Genomic DNA, 18,359 nt, shown 5'->3' with positions numbered 1-18,359 from the left:
TGACTTTTATATTGTCCCAGATTTAGGGAAAAATTGGAGAGATTTGATGTATTACGGCTTTGATGTTGGCGGCACTAAGATTGAATTTGGTGCATTCAATGAGAAACTTGAGCGTTTGGCTACTGAGCGTGTTCCAACACCGACTGACTCTTATGAGCAGCTTATCGATACGATTGCGGGTCTTGTTGAGAAATACGACAGCGAGTTCTCTTGTGAAGGTAAGATCGGCTTAGGTCTACCGGGCATGGAAAACGCAGACGACGGCACTATGCTAGTTGTAAACGTACCTGCTTCAACAGGTAAGCCACTGCGTAAAGATCTAGAAGCTCGCATTGGCCGTAGCGTTAAGATCGAAAACGATGCTAACTGTTTTGCGCTTTCTGAAGCGTGGGATGAAGAGCTTCAAAATGAACCTTCTGTCGCGGGTCTTATCCTAGGTACTGGCTTTGGCGGCGGTCTGATTTTCGATGGTAAAGTATTCTCTGGTCGTAACCACGTAGCTGGTGAGCTAGGCCATATGCGTCTACCGTTGGATGCATGGCTTCACCTTGGTGAAAATGCACCTCTACTGGGTTGTGGTTGTGGCAAGAAAGGTTGTTTGGATAGCTACCTATCTGGTCGTGGTTTTGAGCTGATCTACGAGCACTACAATGGCGAGAAGAAAAAGGCGATCGACATCATCAAGGCACACGCTGAAGGTGAAGAGAAAGCAGTAGAGCACGTAGAGCGCTTTATGGAGCTTCTAGCAATCTGTTTTGCAAACCTATTCACAGCGTTGGACCCACACGTGGTTGCTCTGGGTGGTGGTCTGTCTAACTTCGAGCTTATTTATGAAGAGATGCCAAAGCGTATTCCGAAATACCTGCTTTCAGTTGCGAAATGTCCAAAGATCATCAAAGCGAAACACGGTGATTCAGGCGGCGTGCGTGGCGCAGCATTCCTTAACCTTAAGTAATCTAACTTAGGTAAAGCGAGTTAAACCTAATAAATAAAAATGCCGCAATCTCTGAAGAGGTTGCGGCATTTTTTATTGTTTGATGTCTTGGTTGCTAAAGCGAACAATCAGAACAAAGAGGCCAAAGGCTACTTATTCTTTTTACCAACACCCAGGTTTTCTTTCTGCTTCAGCGTTAGCTTTGTGAAGCCAAGTTTACGGAAGTAGTTATCTTGATAATTACGAACCGCTTTAGTATCTGAAATCAACTCAAGCTGTTGCTCTGTTTTTAGATACTCAGTGATGTCGATGCCTTCAGCCGCAGCAACAGCTTCTTGGATTGTGCGGTGTTGTTGCTTTGAAAACAGCAACTCTTTGTCTTCATCTTTATAGGTATACAGAATAGTACGAGCCATGGTGCTCTCCAGTTGAATCTAGAATTTTCGCGAACTCTACAGAAAATCTGTCTTACTCTCAAGGATAAGGCGGAATTAGTTGTTTAGTAAAGTAAACTTGAATTGAGTAGAGCGGTAAAAAATCATTGTATGCTCTATCGATTGACTTGAGATAAAAAAGCGAAGCCGTCGATGACTATTGATGACTTCGCCTTTTAGTGTCTTATATCCGCCCACTAATTTGAGGTTAGACTCGACCTTGCAGTGGAATAATGGTGACCGTTTCACCCACTTTTACGGTGTCGACAGAAGGGGAGATCTCAATTAAGCAGTTGGCTTCACTCATCGAGCGCAGAATGCCAGAGCCTTGTTTACCAGTAGTACGAACTTCTAACTGGCCTTGCTCATTCATAGAGAACACACCACGGCTGAACTCGGTGCGCCCTTGACGAGAGCGAAGCTGCTCAGTCGCAATCGCATTGGCTTTAACAGGAGTCCAGTTTGTTTGACCTTGCAGTTTACGGATAGCCGGTTCAACAAAGTTGATGAAAGAGACCATTACGGCCACAGGGTTACCCGGCAGACCGAAGAAAGGAGTCTGTTCAATCTTACCGTAAGCAAGCGGGCGACCTGGACGCATATTGATACGCCAGAAGTTGATCTCACCAAGCTCATCTAACGCTAACTTAATATAATCAGCGTCACCAACCGATACACCACCCGACGTTAACACCATGTCTGTCTCAAGTGCCGCCGAGTGTAGAACTTCTTTCATCTTCTGTTGGTCATCTTCAATGATGCCGTAGTCGACAATTTCACAGCCCAGTTTCTGCAACATACCGATAATGGTGTAGCGATTTGAGTCGTAGATTGAATTCGCTTGCTGCGGCGTGCCCGGAGCTTGAACTTCATCACCGGTTGAGAAAATACCCACTTTAACCTGACGAAGAACAGGGCAGTGTGCAAAACCGAGTGACGCCATCATGCCCATCTCTGGAGCTTCAATGCGAGTGCCCTGCGTAAACACAGCTTGGCCAGCCGACAAATCTTCACCAGCCATACGAACGTTTTGCCCCGAATTGATTTTAGCTTCAGGGAAGCGCACAAACTCACCATCTTGAACGGCTTGTTCACGCATGATGACTGTATCTGCACCAGTTGGTGTTGGTGCGCCTGTCATGATCTTAACCGCTTGGCCTTTTTGCACTTCGCTGTCGTAACTGTGCCCTGCGAAAACTTCGGCCACAACATGATACTGCTCTTGCTCAAGGTCATCGCTGCGAACCGCGTATCCGTCCATCGCAGAGTTGGTGTTTTGAGGCACATTAATTGGCGAAACCACATCCTCTGCTAACACTCGGCCATAGGCTGACTCAATGGCAACCTCTTCGTTTTGCTGCTTCGTGTCGATGCTCTCTAAGATCTTCGCTTGACCTTGAGTGACCGTCAGACCTGCTGGGGAGAATGAATCACAACAAACCGCAGGCGCTTTTGCATCCTTTGAAGCGCAGCTTGAAGCGGTTGGGTTGAAATCTTTCGCATAGCTGATAACAAAGTCACGAATCGCTTCAAGGTCGTTGATCGACATTTGAGGAAGTTCAGTCTCAACTTGAGTATCAGCCGCAATCGCAATGATGTTGCTGTCGTTAGAGTAGAGCCAAGGTTTACCCACTTCTTCACGGTGTAACTCGATCTTAGGAAACGCGATGTTCTTACAGCCTTCAACCAAAATTAGATCGAGTTTGTCGGCATCAAATCGCGTCAAAAGGTAATCAAAGTCCGCTTCTGCTTCTGGTGTTTCTGTCATCAACACATGACGCTTGCGCGATGCGATCAGCATTTGGCTTGCGCCCGCTTTACGCAGTCGGTAGCTGTCTTTGCCAGGCTTATCGACATCGAAATCATGATGCGCGTGCTTAAGAACACCAATACGTAGACCCGAGTCAGTCAACATTGGCAGTAGCGCTTCAAGAAGGGTGGTTTTTCCGGTGCCACTGTAGGCTGCAAACCCTAGAAGTGGAAGGTTAGGGCGTTGTTTTGAATCATTCATTATTGAAGCGTACCAAATTGAGTGAGTTCTTCAGGCGTATTGAGGTTAACGAAGCAGTTTGGAGAGTCACTAAAGTCGACAAACTCCGTTACGCAGTCTTTGTAAAGTAGGATGATTTTGCGATCGCCGCGCTCTAAGAATGCTTCTAGCCTTGGTAAAACACGCTTATGAAATAGAGTAAACACAGGCTGCTTAAACTCACCATCATGGGCAACCAAAATATCGCTGTCTGAATTTACTGCCGCGCAAAAGCGAGCCACGAGGTCTTCGTTGATTTGCGGACTGTCACAAGGAACAAAGCCGACCCAATCGGTGTCGGCATGTTTTAAACCTGCATGAATACCACCCAGAGGCCCTGGGTAGTCTGGAAATGAGTCAGAAACTACAGGAGCGAACTCTTGGTAACGCTCTTGGTTTCGATTGGCATTGATGGTGATAGATACGTTTTGTTGCGACAATTTGTCGATGACGTATTGAATAAGTGGACGACCATTTAATTCGACGAGGCCTTTGTCGCGTCCACCCATTCTGCTCGCTTGTCCGCCAGCTAAGATAACCCAACTAGTTTGCGTTGGAAGCAGCATAAATATTCTCTTGTGCTTGGTCTTTTTTAATAATTTGTAGCAGCGGAGATTCAGTTAAAGAGTTGTCTTTAATCCACCACTGCTTTTTGCATAGATCGGTCAGGGCATTGGTTTGATGGCTTGTTATCACCAAACTTGCGCCACGTTGAAGAAGATCTTCGGCCATAATGACCAATCTTTCAATAGATTCTTTATCTAAAGATGCGCTCGGTTCGTCCATAAGTAGGATAGAAGGCTTTAGAATCCAAGCTCTTGCCATGGCTACTCGTTGACGCTCCCCACCAGAGAGAACGGAGATGTGCTCATCTGCTAGGGTTTCTAAACCTACCATTCTCAATGCATTGATAATTTGAGCTCGCTTATCTTTTTGCGACTCTTTGTTAAATCGAATGCCATAAGCGACATTTTGATACACAGTGCCATCAAAGAGATAAGGGGATTGATGCAGGTAGATGATGTCTTTGAACTTTGAGCGAGGGAATAGGGTGCCTTTCCAGCTGTGATGTGCAGTCTGGATTTTGCCTGACGTCGGTTTAATCAAGCCAGATAGGATTTTTAATAACGTCGTTTTGCCCACGCCATTGTCACCCTTTAGATAGATAGCGTCGTTAGGGCCTATCGACAGTTCAGGGATATGGAAAAGGACGCGCTCTTTGTAGCGCATTGAAACTTGCTGCGTTGTTATTTTTATACTCATGACAGCATTCCTATGTTCTTAAGTAGCCTTTTCCTCTCACGCTCGACAGGAAAAAGTTTAAAACCAGTGCCAATGCTAACAACACCATACCAAGAGCCACACCTTGTGCGAAGGCGCCTTTGTGGCTCTCCATCGCGATGGCTGTAGGGATGTTTCTTGTCATGCCCATGATATTACCGCCGACCATCATCGAACAGCCCACCTCAGTAACAATTCTTGAAAAGGCAGCAATAGTGGCAGCCAGAAGAGGGAAACGTGTTTCCCAAATCAGCGTTGATGCGATACGAAACGTTGAGACACCCAGCGTACGCGCCGTTTCAACTGCACGACGGTCACTCGCTTGCAACGCACCATGCATCATAGAGACAAGTATAGGAAAGCAGATTAGCATCTGACCTAGAATCATGGCCTTTTGGGTGAAGAGCATTTGCCAATCACCCAAAGGGCCAGAGCGAGATAGCATCATGTACATCAATAAACCGATCACGACTGTAGGGATCGCTTGTAGGGTATTAATGATGGAGAGTAATCCCCATTTTCCCGGGAACTCTGTATAGGCAAGTAAAAAAGCCATGACAATCGCAGGTACGATAACCAACGAAATTGCCGACAGAGAAACGCTAAAAGACACTGCGACAATTTGCCACAATTCGTGGTCAAAGCTCACAAGTAAGTTCAGTGCATCCAGCGTTGTTTGCCATAGGGTCATGATGTATCTCATTCAGTGCGGGTTTACCGCGTTTAGTTCCAGTATAACGTTGTCGTTATATAGCTAGCGATGCCCAGCATAGAGACGGGCAACGCTAACTGATTGTTGCTTTGTACAAAGTCCTGATTTTTAAGCGTGTCGCTTTTTGTAGGCGTTAACTCTTTGAAGACTTAAAGTCTTTGAAGATCTAGACGCTTAGAGGACTTCGTCGTAGTACTTACTGTTACTCAGCACTCGCAACGAACAACTGCTTACCATGAAGCTTAAACTCGTTGATAAGCTTTTGTCCTTTCGGATTTACCAACCAATCACTGAATGTTTTTGCTGCTTGATAGTTGATGCTTGGGTAGCGCTCTGGGTTAACAAGAATCACTTGGTAAGGGTTGAATAGGTTCTTGTCACCTTGGAAAAGGATCTTCAGATCGAGTTTGTTTTGGTAAGCAAGCCAAGTACCACGGTCAGTCATAGTATAGCCCTGCATTTCAGAAGCCATATTCAGTGTAGGGCCCATACCTTGGCCTACACTGCGGTAACCACCAAAGTTTGGCTCCATTTTCGTTTGTGCCCAGATACCCATCTCTTTCTTGTGAGTACCAGAATCATCGCCACGAGATACGAAAGTCACGTTGTTGGTCGCGATAGATTTGAACACTTCAGCGACGTTGTTTTGAGAAACGATTTTCGCAGGGTCTTGTTGTGGGCCAACGATAACGAAGTCGTTGTACATAAGCTTACGAGGAAGAACGCCGTAGCCTTTCTCAACAAAGTTTGCTTCTGCTTTCGGTGCGTGAGTCATTACTAGATCCACGTCGCCGTTTTCACCCATACGCAGTGATTTACCTGTACCAGCCGCGATGACGTCTACCTTGATACCTGAATCTTTTTCGAATTCTGGTAGAAGGAAATCTAGCAGACCAGAGTGGTAAGTACTGGTGGTAGTTGCAAGTTTGATGTGTTGAGTGTCTTCAGCACTGCTAGCTGAATAACTGACGAGAGAAAGTGCGGCAATAGTTAAGGGAATTGCTTTCATTATTATTATGTCCATGAGTTATGAATAGACCACGACGAGCGACACAGCACCCGCTTATGGTTTGTGGGCCAAATGTATAATTTGATTATCCACACCCTATAAGCAAACTTAATGCCAATAAGTATAGGTAACTAGGTTCATTAAATGTCTGTTATTTCGGGTAAAATAGCATCATTTTCTAAATTATATTTCAAGAAAGTATGAGCTAGGACAAAATGTCGCATATTGAACCTGTTGTACTTGAGGCGAGTTGGTACACTCTGTCCCAAATTTTCTCACCGGTGTGTTTTTATGTCTCTTACCAGCCCAAATGTCACAAATAAGACTCTGAACTCCTTAACTCAATACCAAGCATTTTCGGTTTTGGTTGTTGATGACGAAATAGGAATGCAGGCGATTTTAAAAAAGGCGCTAGGCAAACTGTTTGGTAAGGTGATGTGTGCAGGCTCGGTAGAGGAAGCAGAAAAAATACGCAGTGCTGAGCACTTTGATCTGATCGTTTTAGATATCAATCTGCCGGGGCGTTCCGGTATTGAGTGGGAAGAAGCCTTCAACGACAGCGAGAAACGTTCAGACGTTATCTTCATGACGGGGTATGCCGACCTAGAGATGACCATTTCAGCCCTCAAGCTTGGCGCTTCAGACTTTATTCTCAAACCCTTCAATCTTGAGCAGATGATCCAAGCCGTACTTCGCTGTATGGATAAACGACTCGCGCAACGTATGCAGTATGCGCTTAAGCGTGATGTGAGTCGTCATATCAAAACAGAGATCATCGGCAATTCAGATAAGACGCGACTTTTAAAACAGCTGATCACTCAATTTGCTCCATCTCGCGCCTCTGTTCTTGTCGAGGGAGAGTCGGGCACAGGTAAAGAGCTGGTTGCTCGTGGTGTTCATGAAGCAAGTAAACGAACGGGTCCTTTTGTTCCAATCAACTGTGGTGCCATTGCGCCAGAGCTATTGGAAAGTGAATTATTTGGACATACGTCTGGCGCATTTACCGGTGCGAAGAAGAATCGCGAAGGTCTATTTCGAGTGGCGAATGGCGGAACTCTGTTTCTAGATGAAATCGGTGAGATGCCATTACCAATGCAAGCTGCTCTATTGCGTGTGTTGGAGCAGCGCACTATTCGTCCAGTAGGCAGCGAGAAAGAGATCGTTGTTGATGTGCGTGTAGTAGCGGCAACCAATAGAAATCTGCAAGAAGAAGTCGAGAAGGGTAACTTCAGACGCGATCTCTTCTATCGACTCAATGTACTGAAAATTGATGTTTCTCCATTGAGAGAGCGCGTGTCTGACTTAATGGATCTCGTGCCGTACTTTGCACGCATGCTTTCAAGCGAATTGGGTATGCCAGAACCAAGTTGGGCGCATGAAGATATTTTGGCCATGAACGAATATCAATGGCCGGGTAATATCCGCGAGCTTAAGAACCTGATGGAACGTTGTATCTTGTTGGGTAAACCGCCGGCGCACTATTGGCGTGAACTGAATGGTGAGAGTAACTTACCAGCTCGCGTTTCAGTGACGGTGTCACATGGTGCAGAGTTACCAAGTATGGATCCTAACGATGCCGCAGAGGGTTATCCAAACAGCTGGACACTCAAAGAAGTGGAGAAGGCGCATATTGAACAGGTAGTCTCGTATCATGATGGCAACAAGTCGGCAGCAGCCCGTGACTTAGGTGTTGCGCGTAAAACTCTAGAGCGTAAATACAAAGATTGGAACGCAGAGGGCTCTGAATATGCCGACTAATCGTCATTGGTGGGCGAAGTGGAGTTTCCGATTCAAGACGATGGTTCGCTATCGTCTTCTGTTTTTAACGTCTGCCCCCATTATTCTTACGCTCTGTGCCCTGATTGCCATTACGCTCTACTGGTCGGTACATTACACTTGGCAAGGCGCGTTAATTGATGTCGATGAGCGCCTCGATGTCGCTGACAACAGTATTCATCTTATTCAAAATCAGCAAGCGTATAACGTAAGAGCGTTTTCTGAATCCTACCGTTTTCGTAACAAACTGCAGAGTGACATTGACGAAGAGCAGCTTGTCCAATGGGTGTCTGAGAATAAGAGCCGCTACGAGCTCGACTTTTTGCGTTGGCACAGCGCGCATACATTAGACGATACCCGTCAGTTTCTCGACCTTACTCGCAAGCAGTCTTTCTTTAGCGTGCTAACGCGCAATCAGCTGAATGATTTAGACCATAACCTAGCTAAAAGAGCCGAAGTACCTCTGCTTAATGGTTCTGAGATTGAGACTCGTGGGCTCGTTAGTCGCACCGTGATCGCTATCTATGATGGAGAGAATCGAGTTGTAGGCTTTCTGGATGGCGGCATCTTGCTAAATAACAGTACCCAACTCGTTGATCAGATCAGTAACCTTATCTACCCAAGACGCGAAGGTTTTTCTCGTCGTATCGGTACGGTGACGGTATTTCTCGACGATCTACGCGTCAGTACTAATGTCCCATTGAACAGCGACGAGAGTGAAGGGCGAGCGATCGGTACACGTGTTTCTCATGAAGTGCACTCAAAGGTCCTTAACAAAGGGCAAGAGTGGCTCGACCGCGCTTACGTTTACGATGCTTGGTATATCACGGCTTATCAACCGATCCGAGATCAACATGAGCAAGTGATCGGTATGCTCTATACGGGCTATCTGATTTGGCCTTTGATTGAAACCTACTTGACCAACCTCGGTGAGATCAGCGTTACCATCGTCGCATTGTTACTGCTCTCTGGTTTTATCGTTCATCGTGGCGCACGTGATTTATTCAATCCAATTGAGCGCATCCACAAGGTGGTCAAGCTGGTTCAAATGGGGCAAGACAAACGAATCGGTACTCTCGGTCTTGATGATCAGCACGAGCTAACTCAGTTGGCGAAGCAGTTCGATAAGATGCTCGATCTGCTGCATGAGCGCAATCAAGAGATCCAAAAAGCGGCCCTTGAACTGGAGTGTAAAGTCCATTCACGCACGGCGAGTTTGAAAGAGAAAACTGAACAACTTGAACACCACATTACGCTATTAAATCAAGCACGAGACAAACTGGTGGTGAACGAGAAGCTGGCAGCTCTCGGTGAGCTTACAGCAGGCATTGCCCATGAAATTAATAACCCGACTGCGGTGATTCTTGGCAACGTTGAACTAATGAAGTTCGAGCTTGGTGAAGAGACCGACCGTGTCAACGAAGAGATCCAAGCGATCATGGAGCAGATCGACCGTATTCGTAACATCACGCGCAGTTTGCTTCAGTATAGTCGTCACGGTGGCGTGCAAGACGAAGTCACTTGGCAGCATATTAATCCGATCGTGGACGAGAGTATCACCTTGGTAAAAACGGGTGCTAAGAAGAGAGGGATCGTTTATCACTCTTCACTGAATGCTAAGACCTCCGTTGAGGTAAACCGAAACCAACTGCTGCAGATTTTGGTTAATCTACAGATGAATGCGATTCACGCTATGGATGGGGAAGGTAACTTGAACATCTCGAGTGAAGACTGGATAGAAGACGATGTCGTTCAAGGTGCGGTCATTCACGTAGAAGACGAAGGTTGTGGGATCAAAGAAGAGCAACTTAAACGAATCTTCTCGCCGTTTTACACCACCAAGCGTGACGGTACGGGTTTAGGATTGTCCGTTTCGCAGAGTATTCTTTCGCAAACTGGCGGTGAAATTCGTGTTGCATCTGAACTGGGCAAAGGTAGCCGTTTTAGTGTGTATCTGCCAAAGAAAGCTGTCCCTCAATTGCTCGTTTCAAACGTTACATAAACTAAGCTTTACCTAACAAGCCGTTACCTAAACAAGCGCAAAACTATTTAGGCGCACGCGCAAATATGAACACATCGTACCTAAGGCTTTAGCTACGATGTATGGTTTACAGTGAACTATGCTCAGTTTGTGTTCAGCAAATGAGGATAGGCTTATGTTAGGTAATCCAGTGGGCTGGTTTGAGATCTATGTGAATGACATGGATAGGGCGAAACAGTTCTATCAAGAGGTGTTTCAAGTGACTCTGTCGAAACTTGATAGCCCCGGTGGGATCCCGCTTGATATGTGGGTATTCTCCGATGATATGGGCAGTTACGGAGCAACCGGCGCGTTAGTCAAGATGGACGATATGGCGGCTGGTGGAAATAGCACCATTGTCTATTTTTCCTGTGAAGATTGCGCTATCGAAGAAAAGCGTGCATTGATGAATGGTGGCACGCTACATATGAGCAAAATGGCGATTGGAGAGTTTGGCTTTATCAGCTTAGTCATGGATACTGAGGGAAATGTGATTGGCTTACATTCGATGAATTAAACGAATAAGCCAACTATGGATAAACGGTTATGCACGGAGGCATAATGACAAAAACGTATCTATTTGATTGGGGAAACACCTTGATGGTCGATTTCCCCGATCAATCTGGAAAAATGTGTGATTGGCCAGTGGTAGAACCCATTGAAGGCGCACATGAAACCCTCGAGTACCTTTCAAAACACCACCAAGTTTATGTCGCAACGAATGCGGCAGACTCTACAGAGCAAGAGATCAGACACGCTTTTAGTCGAGTAGGACTGGATAGGTTCATCTCTGGCTACTTCTGTAAATCGAACCTAGGCGTGGATAAGACCAGCCCTGAGTTTTTCCCTGCGATTATTCGTTACCTCGATGTCCCACTTACTAGCGTGATCATGGTCGGAGACACGCTTGAGAAAGATATCATTCCAGCACTTGATTCGGGCATCAATGCAATCTGGTTTACCCAAAAGCCAGATGAAAAATCGAGTCATATAGACTGCCTGAGCATTACTCAACTTTCGGAATTAAGAGACTAGTTCAATAACACTGATGAATTATTGATATCTTTATAAAATTCAACCGGGTATGGGTGACCAATGTCACCTTTTGCATATGTAATTATGTGAATATTCGATCTTCATGACATGCATCATCGCGGATGAAAGTAGTTTTGTTAGTTTGCTCGCAACTAATAACAAAATAATAAAGTCAGTCCGCTATGAAACTAAGCAACCTTTCAATCAAATCTAAACTCGCCTCCATTGTCATATTCTCAGTAGTATCACTGATCATGGCATGTACTTATAACTTACTGCAGCAGCGCGCTTCCTCAATGGCAGAGCGTGAGAGTAAACTCAGTGCACAGGTTGAATCCGCTGTGTCATTGGCTAAGCATTACTATGGTCAACGTGCTGTATTGGGTGAGGAGCAAGCAAAACAACAAGCCCTCGCTGCGATTCAAGACTTACGTTATGACGGCAACAACTACTTTTGGATCTTAAATCAGCAATCGCAGGTGGTGATCCACCCGTTAAAGCCAGAGCTCAATGGTGAAAACACGCACAACTTTAAAGATGGTGCCGGTAAGTTCCACTGGCGTGAAATGGTCTCTATCTCGCGCACACCGCAAGGCAAAGGCTTTCTCGATTACCAATGGAAAAGCCCGCAAGGTGAACTAAAAGACAAAATCTCTTATGTTGAACTCTTTCCTGAGTGGAACTGGATTGTCGGTTCAGGGATCTTAGTGGCGGATATCCAAGAGGCGTTTTGGGCTCTTGCACTTAAAGAGGCGTTTGTCGCGTTGGTGTTGTCGGGAATGCTGTTCATCATGGGCTATGCGATTTCAAACAATATCCTGATTCCACTTTCAAAGCTTATCAATAACACGCATGCGATTGCTGATGGTGATCTACGCGTGCGCATGAACATGACACGCAAAGATGAGCTGGGTGATATGTCGCAGCAGATCGACAAAATGCTCGATAAACTGCAAAGCACACTCAAGACAGCAAATGAATCTGCTGGACAGTCGAGCTCAATGGCGAGTTACATCGCACAGGCGAGTGAAGAGGCAGCAACCAGCGTCAACTCTCAACACGCGCAGCTTGAACTGTTATCGACCGCGATGACAGAGATGAGTGCGACAATCTCTGATGTGGCAGTGAATGCAGAAAATACCTCAATCAGTACCAATAAAGTGGTCGACCACGCGTACAAAAACGATGAGAACATGAAAGTCACGGCGACGAGTATTTCCCACGTATCTCAAAACATCGCCAACGCCAACAGCCTAGTACAAGATCTGCAATACGGTGTCACCGAAATCAGCCAAGTCGTTGGCGTGATTCGTGAAGTATCAGAGCAAACTAACTTGCTTGCGCTAAACGCGGCGATCGAAGCGGCAAGAGCAGGTGAGCAGGGCCGTGGTTTTGCTGTCGTAGCCGATGAAGTTCGTAACCTTGCTAGTCGTACACAAAACTCGACCAACGAAGTTCAACACACTATTGAAAAGCTAACACAACAAGCGGAGCAAACCTTTGTGGCGATGAAGCAGAGTAACGAGGAGGTTGATCACAGCGTGAAAGCGTCTGACGATACCCGTGCTCAGCTTGATGAAATTGTGGCAGAGCTTCAAAACGCCAACGACATGGTGGCACAAATCGCAGCGGCTTCTGAGCAGCAAAGTTCTGTTGCCACAGAGATGAACCAAAATGTATCGAGCATTCACTTAGCTGCGAATGAGGTACTTCAGGCTTCTCAATCGTTGGCAGAAGACAGTCAAAAGATGGCCAATACCGCTGAACACCTAACCGATCAGTTGAAATACTTTAAGGTATAGTCAGTCGTATAAAGGTCTTTGAATAGACCGGATACAAAAAGCCCTCGCTTTGACTGAAGCGAGGGCTTTTTTAATTGGTACAAGAGGGTTAATAGGTGCTAAATGGTTAATAGGTACCCAAGCGCTAGTCCGAGGCCACCGCGATCTTCGGAGGTTTGATACTGTGCTTTTTAAACTCTTTCATCACTCTTAAAGTAATGTCGGTCTCAAACAACTTCTCGTACGCAGTATCCACAACGTAAGCCTTACAGGTTAATTGAATTGCCAAGTAGTTATCGGTAATGGTCTGTTTTACCAGCACTGTGACTGGCTTTGGTAGATGAATGTAACGACTCGATGATGCCGCTTCTTGAATTAGATCGCGAGCGAGTGTGATGTCTTCATCCATACCGACATAGAAGGGGATCACCACCTGCATATCAAGAGCGCCATAGTTGCCACTGGTCGTAACTTCGTTAAGGAACTTGTTATTGGGGATGGTGATGATGTCGTCGTTGAGAGTTCGCATTCGAACTGAACGCAGTCCGATGGTAATGATATCGCCATAGTTGCCTTCGAAGGTTACACGGTCACCTACTTGAAATGGTCGGTCTATCATCACTGTGAGACCCGCAATAAACGACGCCGCCAGATCTTTTAATGCGAAACCAACCGATACTGCGAGCGTACCGCCAATCAAAGCCAAGATGTGGTCGTTGATACGAAAGCTCATCATGAAGACCACAAGGCCAGCCGTCATATAGATAAAGAACTGTAGGAAGGATTGGACCTTTTGCAGCATCATTCGATATTGAACAAACTGACCACCAATACTCTCCACCATAGAGTTCATAAACTTAATCAACAACCATGTTGCTGCGATGACCAACACTGAGAAGAAAACACCACTCCAGCGAATGAGGCTGGCAAACTGCTGAATGCTCTCGACGTCAACAACTTCTTCTGCCGCGACAGCCACCTGCAATGGCAGCAAAAGCGTTAGTAGGGTGAAACTTATTGTCGTAATAATTCTGTTCATGTTACTTCACCAATAAATGCTGTCGGTCTAATACATTGGTAATGTGCCTAAACCAGTGGTCTGAGACTTTGGCTTTGTCTTCGGTCCATTCGATATAGCCACGGCTTTGGAAGTAGCGCAGGATACCTGTCACTTCGGAGATAGAGAGCTGTGTACATTCTGATAACTCCTCAGGCGTCGCTATCTCAAGCTGAACAATCGAACGCAACACAGCGAGCATAGGCTTAGGCATCTTCTCAAGCTCTTCAGATTCAGGCGCATGAAACAGCCTCACCATCACCTGATCGGTATCTTTGTTGCGGTTGAGGGAGAAACGAAAGAACCTTAGCGCGACGGTTGGGTTGCCATCTGAGTAATGCCATAGGATACGATAGAAGCCTTGCTTAGCGCGTTCCTCTTCGGTGACGTCTTGCTGATCCCACTGTTTCGGTACCACCAGACCGTCAAAGCTCACGGCATAGTCATCGGATTGATTGATCCGTGTATCCAACAGAGAAGCGATCTGTTGTTCGCTCCATTTAGGCAGAAAAGCGACCCAGTCAAACAGCAGCCTTTCACCTCGTGCTCGATCGACAAAACGCCAGCTTGCTTTCTCAATCGAGATAATTGCGCGATGGTTCTTCTTTGAGCGTCGAATCAAATTGGTTAAACGAATTAGGGCAGATAGACCGCCTACCATAGGTTTCACCAAACGTTGCCCGTTATCAACAGCGATAAGGTAGGTGGTTTGACTACCGCGTAATTGACTGATGATTTGGATTTCAGTCGCATCCTCCTCAAGTCCGATGCTAACCGCAAAATGGGCCAGCAACTCTTGATAGCCTGAATGAGGGCAGTTTAAGTAGATAGGCTCGGCGTTTTTCACCTTATGCAGCATCTGCTTTAGAAAGGTGGTTGTGCCGACACCACGCTCGCCAGACACGACACATAAAGCAGGCGAGTCTGTCAGTAGGTATTTTGATAGCTGTTTGATTTCCGCGTCTGCGTATTCAATCAGCTCACTGTCATGATTACCCGGCAGAACATAATCGAATGCAGCGTCGCCCTTAACGCGAACCAGCGACTGCCCATCTGCGGCATTACCTTTCTGTTTCGCCACTTCGATGCGGAACAGATAGGCGAGCGCTTGGCTGAAAAAAGTAAAATGCGAAAGCTTCGAGATTAAACGATGCTTGGCGATATGAGTCATAACCCAAGCGGCGGCAAGGGCTGTTGCCACGATACTGATGATCCAGATGCGTTTCTTGCTGATCGCCCAGTTCACCCACCAAGGACGTTCTGCAATGCTTTCCACTAACTCAAACACGGTTTCGCGCCATAATCGCAATACCGATATGGTGATGAGCACAAACCAGAAGAAGAGCGCGCTGTATATCCAGTTGTAGATGGTGCCTTTGCCAAGAGTCATGGTAGAGATTTGCAGTATTACACCTGCGATGATCGCACTCCACACATAGCGGCGAATCGTTGATAAGCGTAACTCGACGATCATCTTGCTTGAGGTTCGGCTGTTTCGATAAGCGAACTCCAAGATAAAGCTGATTGCAATTGAGCCACCTAAAATCCACCAAGTAAATATCTCTAAGAAAACGAGGTGCTGCAGGCTAGGTATGGTCGATAGAACCTGCAAGGATAGCGTTATTGCAATCAACCAAGCCAATGCCTTGTGTGCGCGACTAAAGTACCAAATGATACGAACCCAGAGCGGCGGAGTGCTGGTTTTCTCTAGTACTGTGTTTTTATACAGTTTAATAATTCTAGCGCTGTTCGCGAGCCACCACATTAAGATGCTGTAGATGAAAAATACCTTAAGTCCGGCCCAAATCACCGGGACGGGAGAAACAAAGATGTCCTCAACCAAAGCTCGAAAGCTTCGCATCTGAAAGTAAAACAGGTATTCAGCATTGAGTAGCGTTAATTGCCACTCTTGCTTTAACTGCCGAACACCTTGCGGACCAAAACCCGTTAGCTTGTCGCGTGTTGTTGTGTCAGCCAGCTCAAGCAGCGTCTGCTTACTGCTGTTTATGCTGCTGAGGGTAAGAAAATCAGACTCGACGCGAAACCAAATCTCATCACCCAGCTGGGATTTCACTTCAGAGGCTTGATCGGACTTTAAGTTGTCGACGAACTCGGAAAGGTGCAGGGAAAATTGATCGCTCTGCTTTTGCTGTTCAATCAATACAGCCTTGAGCAACTGAGAGACTTTGCGTTGATCTTGAGCCGACATAAATAATGGCTCGGGTATGGTTTGAATCTCGTTACTGATGCTAATAGCGGTTTCGCTAACGCTAGGGGTGACTTCCTGTTCGTACTGCCACTGGGCGACACTACTAAATGAAACCATTGCCATCCACAGTAACCAAATATGCCGAACGCATATTAGTGATAATTGGCGCATAAACTTCACTTTAACTTCCTGATTAGATTGAATTAGTGTAGTTCGTTTACCGCCAATGATCCTCTTAAATCGTTTCTATTCCCGACGAGAACGACGTTCCGGTGATTTATTCGCCGTTCGACCCTAGGTTTTTCGAAAATCCGTTCTACTTTTTAATAAGTCATTCGTCTGCGTGAAACGGTGATTGTGAATTCCTGCGTTTCCTAAGACTAATATGCTTAATAAGGCAAACAACGCTTGCAGTTACGGGCTTGAACGAGTAACGTTGCGGCGTTTTTCACATTAAAAAGGTAAAGGCATTGATTTCCACAGCAAATATCACCCAACAATTCGGCGCGAAGCCACTTTTCGAAAATATTTCAGTTAAGTTCGGCGAAGGTAACCGTTACGGTCTAATCGGCGCGAATGGCTGTGGTAAGTCTACGTTCATGAAGATTCTTTCTGGTGAACTAGAGCCAAGCGCAGGTAACGTAAGCTACGATCCAAACGAGCGCGTTGCTAAGCTAAACCAAGACCAGTTCGCTTATGAAGAGTTCACAGTAATCGACACGGTTATTATGGGTCACAAAGAGCTTTGGGAAATTAAGAAAGAGCGTGACCGCATTTACTCTTTGGCAGAAATGAGCGAAGAAGACGGCATGAAAGTCGCTGATCTTGAAGTTCAGTTCGCTGAAATGGATGGCTACATGGCAGAAGCGAAAGCCGGTGAGCTTCTTCTTGCTGTAGGTATCGAAGAGTCTCTTCACTTTGGCCTAATGAGCGAAGTTGCACCAGGTTGGAAACTTCGTGTTCTTCTAGCACAAGTTCTGTTCGCAGACCCGCATATCATGCTGCTAGACGAACCAACGAACAACTTGGACATGGACACCATCCGCTGGTTGGAAGAGACGCTAAACCAACGTAACTGCACAATGATCATCATTTCGCACGACCGTCACTTCCTAAACTCTGTATGTACTCACATGGCTGACCTTGATTACGGTGAGCTACGCGTTTACCCAGGTAACTACGATGAATACATGACGGCAGCGACACAAGCTCGTGAGCGTCTACTGTCTGACAACGCGAAGAAGAAAGCGCAAATTGCTGAACTTCAAACCTTCGTATCTCGTTTCTCTGCTAACGCATCTAAAGCTAAGCAAGCAACGTCTCGTGCTAAACAGATCGATAAGATTCAGCTAGAAGAAGTTAAAGCATCTAGCCGTCAAAACCCGTTCATCCGTTTCGAACAGTCTAAAGAGCTGTTCCGTAACGCGCTTGTGGTTGAAAACCTATCTCAAGGTTTTGAAGAAGACCTATACAACAAGTTCGATGCGATCTTCGAAGTGGGCGAGCGTGTTGCAATCATCGGTGAGAACGGCGTTGGTAAAACAACTCTACTAAACACTCTTGCTGGTGTGCTAGAAGCGCGTACAGGTGAATACAAGTGGTCTGAGAACGCGAACATCGGTTACTATGCTCAAGACCATGCTCATGACTTTGAAGAAGACATGAACCTATTCGACTGGATGAGCCAATGGCGTCAAGAAGGCGAAGATGAGCAAGTAGTACGTAGCTTCCTAGGTCGTATGCTATTTGGCCAAGACGACATTAAGAAGTCAGTTAAGGTTATCTCTGGTGGTGAACAAGGTCGTATGCTTCTTGGTAAGATCATGATGCATAAACCAAACATCCTGCTAATGGATGAGCCAACAAACCACATGGATATGGAATCTATCGAAGCACTCAACTTGGCTCTTGAGAACTACAAAGGCACACTGTTCTTCGTTTCTCACGACCGTGTATTCGTAGACTCGCTAGCAACACGTATCCTAGAGATCAAAGATGGTCAGATCCATGACTTCCGTGGTACTTACGCTGAGTTCTTGAAAGCACGTGGCTAAGCCCTAAGCTTGCTATTGCTTCGCTAGA

Annotated in this window: 15 protein-coding genes; 7 read left to right on the top strand and 8 right to left on the bottom strand. The window is 46.1% G+C overall.

Annotated elements, in window-relative coordinates; translation table 11 throughout:
- The first annotated feature begins 46 nt into the window (after positions 1–46).
- Positions 47–955 carry an N-acetylglucosamine kinase gene (gene nagK / locus KI655_RS00975; protein ID WP_285400849.1) on the top strand — a complete coding sequence of 303 codons (909 nt, stop codon included), beginning with the start codon at positions 47–49 and terminating at the stop codon, positions 953–955.
- A gap of 128 nt (positions 956–1,083) precedes the next feature.
- Here nagK and KI655_RS00970 read toward each other — a convergent pair whose 3' ends face one another.
- The 6 genes from KI655_RS00970 to KI655_RS00945 form a co-directional block, all read right to left on the bottom strand.
- A complete protein-coding gene (locus KI655_RS00970) occupies positions 1,084–1,350 on the bottom strand; it encodes a DUF2960 domain-containing protein (protein WP_032549019.1) in 267 nt (88 codons plus the stop codon).
- 226 nt (positions 1,351–1,576) lie between these two features.
- A complete protein-coding gene (locus KI655_RS00965; RefSeq protein WP_285400847.1) occupies positions 1,577–3,379 on the bottom strand; it encodes a bifunctional molybdopterin-guanine dinucleotide biosynthesis adaptor protein MobB/molybdopterin molybdotransferase MoeA in 1,803 nt (600 codons plus the stop codon).
- Positions 3,379–3,963, bottom strand: coding sequence for a molybdenum cofactor guanylyltransferase MobA (gene mobA, locus KI655_RS00960; protein ID WP_285400846.1), 585 nt, complete (start codon positions 3,961–3,963; stop codon positions 3,379–3,381). Before mobA ends, KI655_RS00965 begins: the two co-directional genes overlap by 1 nt.
- Positions 3,941–4,660: an energy-coupling factor ABC transporter ATP-binding protein gene (locus tag KI655_RS00955; protein ID WP_285400844.1), complete on the bottom strand. Its 720-nt coding sequence runs from the start codon at positions 4,658–4,660 to the stop codon at positions 3,941–3,943. The genes mobA and KI655_RS00955 overlap by 23 nt, the downstream gene beginning before the upstream one ends.
- A gap of 10 nt (positions 4,661–4,670) precedes the next feature.
- Entirely contained in the window at positions 4,671–5,369 is a 699-nt protein-coding gene (locus KI655_RS00950; RefSeq protein ID WP_150872452.1) for an ABC transporter permease, read from the bottom strand.
- A 223-nt stretch (positions 5,370–5,592) separates the two neighbouring features.
- Positions 5,593–6,399: a substrate-binding domain-containing protein gene (locus KI655_RS00945; protein WP_285400841.1), complete on the bottom strand. Its 807-nt coding sequence runs from the start codon at positions 6,397–6,399 to the stop codon at positions 5,593–5,595.
- Between the two features lie 291 nt (positions 6,400–6,690).
- Between KI655_RS00945 and KI655_RS00940 the strand changes: the two genes are divergently transcribed.
- From KI655_RS00940 to KI655_RS00920, 5 genes are all read left to right on the top strand, one after another.
- The gene (locus tag KI655_RS00940) at positions 6,691–8,157 is read left to right on the top strand and encodes a sigma-54 dependent transcriptional regulator (protein WP_285400839.1); all 1,467 of its coding nucleotides are present in this window, start codon (positions 6,691–6,693) and stop codon (positions 8,155–8,157) included.
- A complete protein-coding gene (locus KI655_RS00935) occupies positions 8,147–10,177 on the top strand; it encodes a HAMP domain-containing sensor histidine kinase (RefSeq protein WP_285400838.1) in 2,031 nt (676 codons plus the stop codon). The genes KI655_RS00940 and KI655_RS00935 overlap by 11 nt, the downstream gene beginning before the upstream one ends.
- Before the next feature lie 154 nt (positions 10,178–10,331).
- Entirely contained in the window at positions 10,332–10,712 is a 381-nt protein-coding gene (locus tag KI655_RS00930; protein ID WP_150872448.1) for a VOC family protein, read from the top strand.
- Between the two features lie 44 nt (positions 10,713–10,756).
- A complete protein-coding gene (locus KI655_RS00925) occupies positions 10,757–11,230 on the top strand; it encodes an HAD family hydrolase (protein ID WP_285400836.1) in 474 nt (157 codons plus the stop codon).
- Positions 11,231–11,412: 182 nt separating this feature from the next.
- Positions 11,413–13,032: a methyl-accepting chemotaxis protein gene (locus tag KI655_RS00920; protein ID WP_285400835.1), complete on the top strand. Its 1,620-nt coding sequence runs from the start codon at positions 11,413–11,415 to the stop codon at positions 13,030–13,032.
- 124 nt (positions 13,033–13,156) lie between these two features.
- On the opposite strand, the gene KI655_RS00915 is transcribed toward KI655_RS00920, so the two are convergent.
- The gene (locus tag KI655_RS00915; protein WP_285400834.1) at positions 13,157–14,050 is read right to left on the bottom strand and encodes a mechanosensitive ion channel family protein; all 894 of its coding nucleotides are present in this window, start codon (positions 14,048–14,050) and stop codon (positions 13,157–13,159) included.
- A gap of 1 nt (position 14,051) precedes the next feature.
- On the bottom strand, positions 14,052–16,400 hold the full coding sequence (locus KI655_RS00910; RefSeq protein WP_373417270.1) for an ATP-binding protein: 2,349 nt from the start codon (positions 16,398–16,400) through the stop codon (positions 14,052–14,054).
- 347 nt (positions 16,401–16,747) lie between these two features.
- Here KI655_RS00910 and KI655_RS00905 point away from each other — a divergent pair, with 347 nt between their 5' ends.
- Positions 16,748–18,331, top strand: coding sequence for an ABC-F family ATPase (locus KI655_RS00905; protein ID WP_285400832.1), 1,584 nt, complete (start codon positions 16,748–16,750; stop codon positions 18,329–18,331).
- Positions 18,332–18,359 lie beyond the last annotated feature (28 nt).

It is taken from the genome of Vibrio sp. D404a (assembly GCF_030248535.1).
Taxonomy (GTDB): Bacteria; Pseudomonadota; Gammaproteobacteria; order Enterobacterales; family Vibrionaceae; genus Vibrio.
Note: the sequence above shows the minus strand (reverse complement) of the source record. Positions and strands in the feature narration are given on the sequence as shown.

What these genes read in the sequence shown, in the direction of transcription:
- nagK (WP_285400849.1), top strand. Translation starts at nt 47, where the DNA reads ATGTATTACGGCTTTGATGTTGGCGGCACTAAGATTGAATTTGGTGCA.
- KI655_RS00970 (WP_032549019.1), bottom strand. Translation starts at nt 1,350, where the DNA reads ATGGCTCGTACTATTCTGTATACCTATAAAGATGAAGACAAAGAGTTG.
- KI655_RS00965 (WP_285400847.1), bottom strand. Translation starts at nt 3,379, where the DNA reads ATGAATGATTCAAAACAACGCCCTAACCTTCCACTTCTAGGGTTTGCA.
- mobA (WP_285400846.1), bottom strand. Translation starts at nt 3,963, where the DNA reads ATGCTGCTTCCAACGCAAACTAGTTGGGTTATCTTAGCTGGCGGACAA.
- KI655_RS00955 (WP_285400844.1), bottom strand. Translation starts at nt 4,660, where the DNA reads ATGAGTATAAAAATAACAACGCAGCAAGTTTCAATGCGCTACAAAGAG.
- KI655_RS00950 (WP_150872452.1), bottom strand. Translation starts at nt 5,369, where the DNA reads ATGACCCTATGGCAAACAACGCTGGATGCACTGAACTTACTTGTGAGC.
- KI655_RS00945 (WP_285400841.1), bottom strand. Translation starts at nt 6,399, where the DNA reads ATGAAAGCAATTCCCTTAACTATTGCCGCACTTTCTCTCGTCAGTTAT.
- KI655_RS00940 (WP_285400839.1), top strand. Translation starts at nt 6,691, where the DNA reads ATGTCTCTTACCAGCCCAAATGTCACAAATAAGACTCTGAACTCCTTA.
- KI655_RS00935 (WP_285400838.1), top strand. Translation starts at nt 8,147, where the DNA reads ATGCCGACTAATCGTCATTGGTGGGCGAAGTGGAGTTTCCGATTCAAG.
- KI655_RS00930 (WP_150872448.1), top strand. Translation starts at nt 10,332, where the DNA reads ATGTTAGGTAATCCAGTGGGCTGGTTTGAGATCTATGTGAATGACATG.
- KI655_RS00925 (WP_285400836.1), top strand. Translation starts at nt 10,757, where the DNA reads ATGACAAAAACGTATCTATTTGATTGGGGAAACACCTTGATGGTCGAT.
- KI655_RS00920 (WP_285400835.1), top strand. Translation starts at nt 11,413, where the DNA reads ATGAAACTAAGCAACCTTTCAATCAAATCTAAACTCGCCTCCATTGTC.
- KI655_RS00915 (WP_285400834.1), bottom strand. Translation starts at nt 14,050, where the DNA reads ATGAACAGAATTATTACGACAATAAGTTTCACCCTACTAACGCTTTTG.
- KI655_RS00910 (WP_373417270.1), bottom strand. Translation starts at nt 16,400, where the DNA reads ATGGCAATGGTTTCATTTAGTAGTGTCGCCCAGTGGCAGTACGAACAG.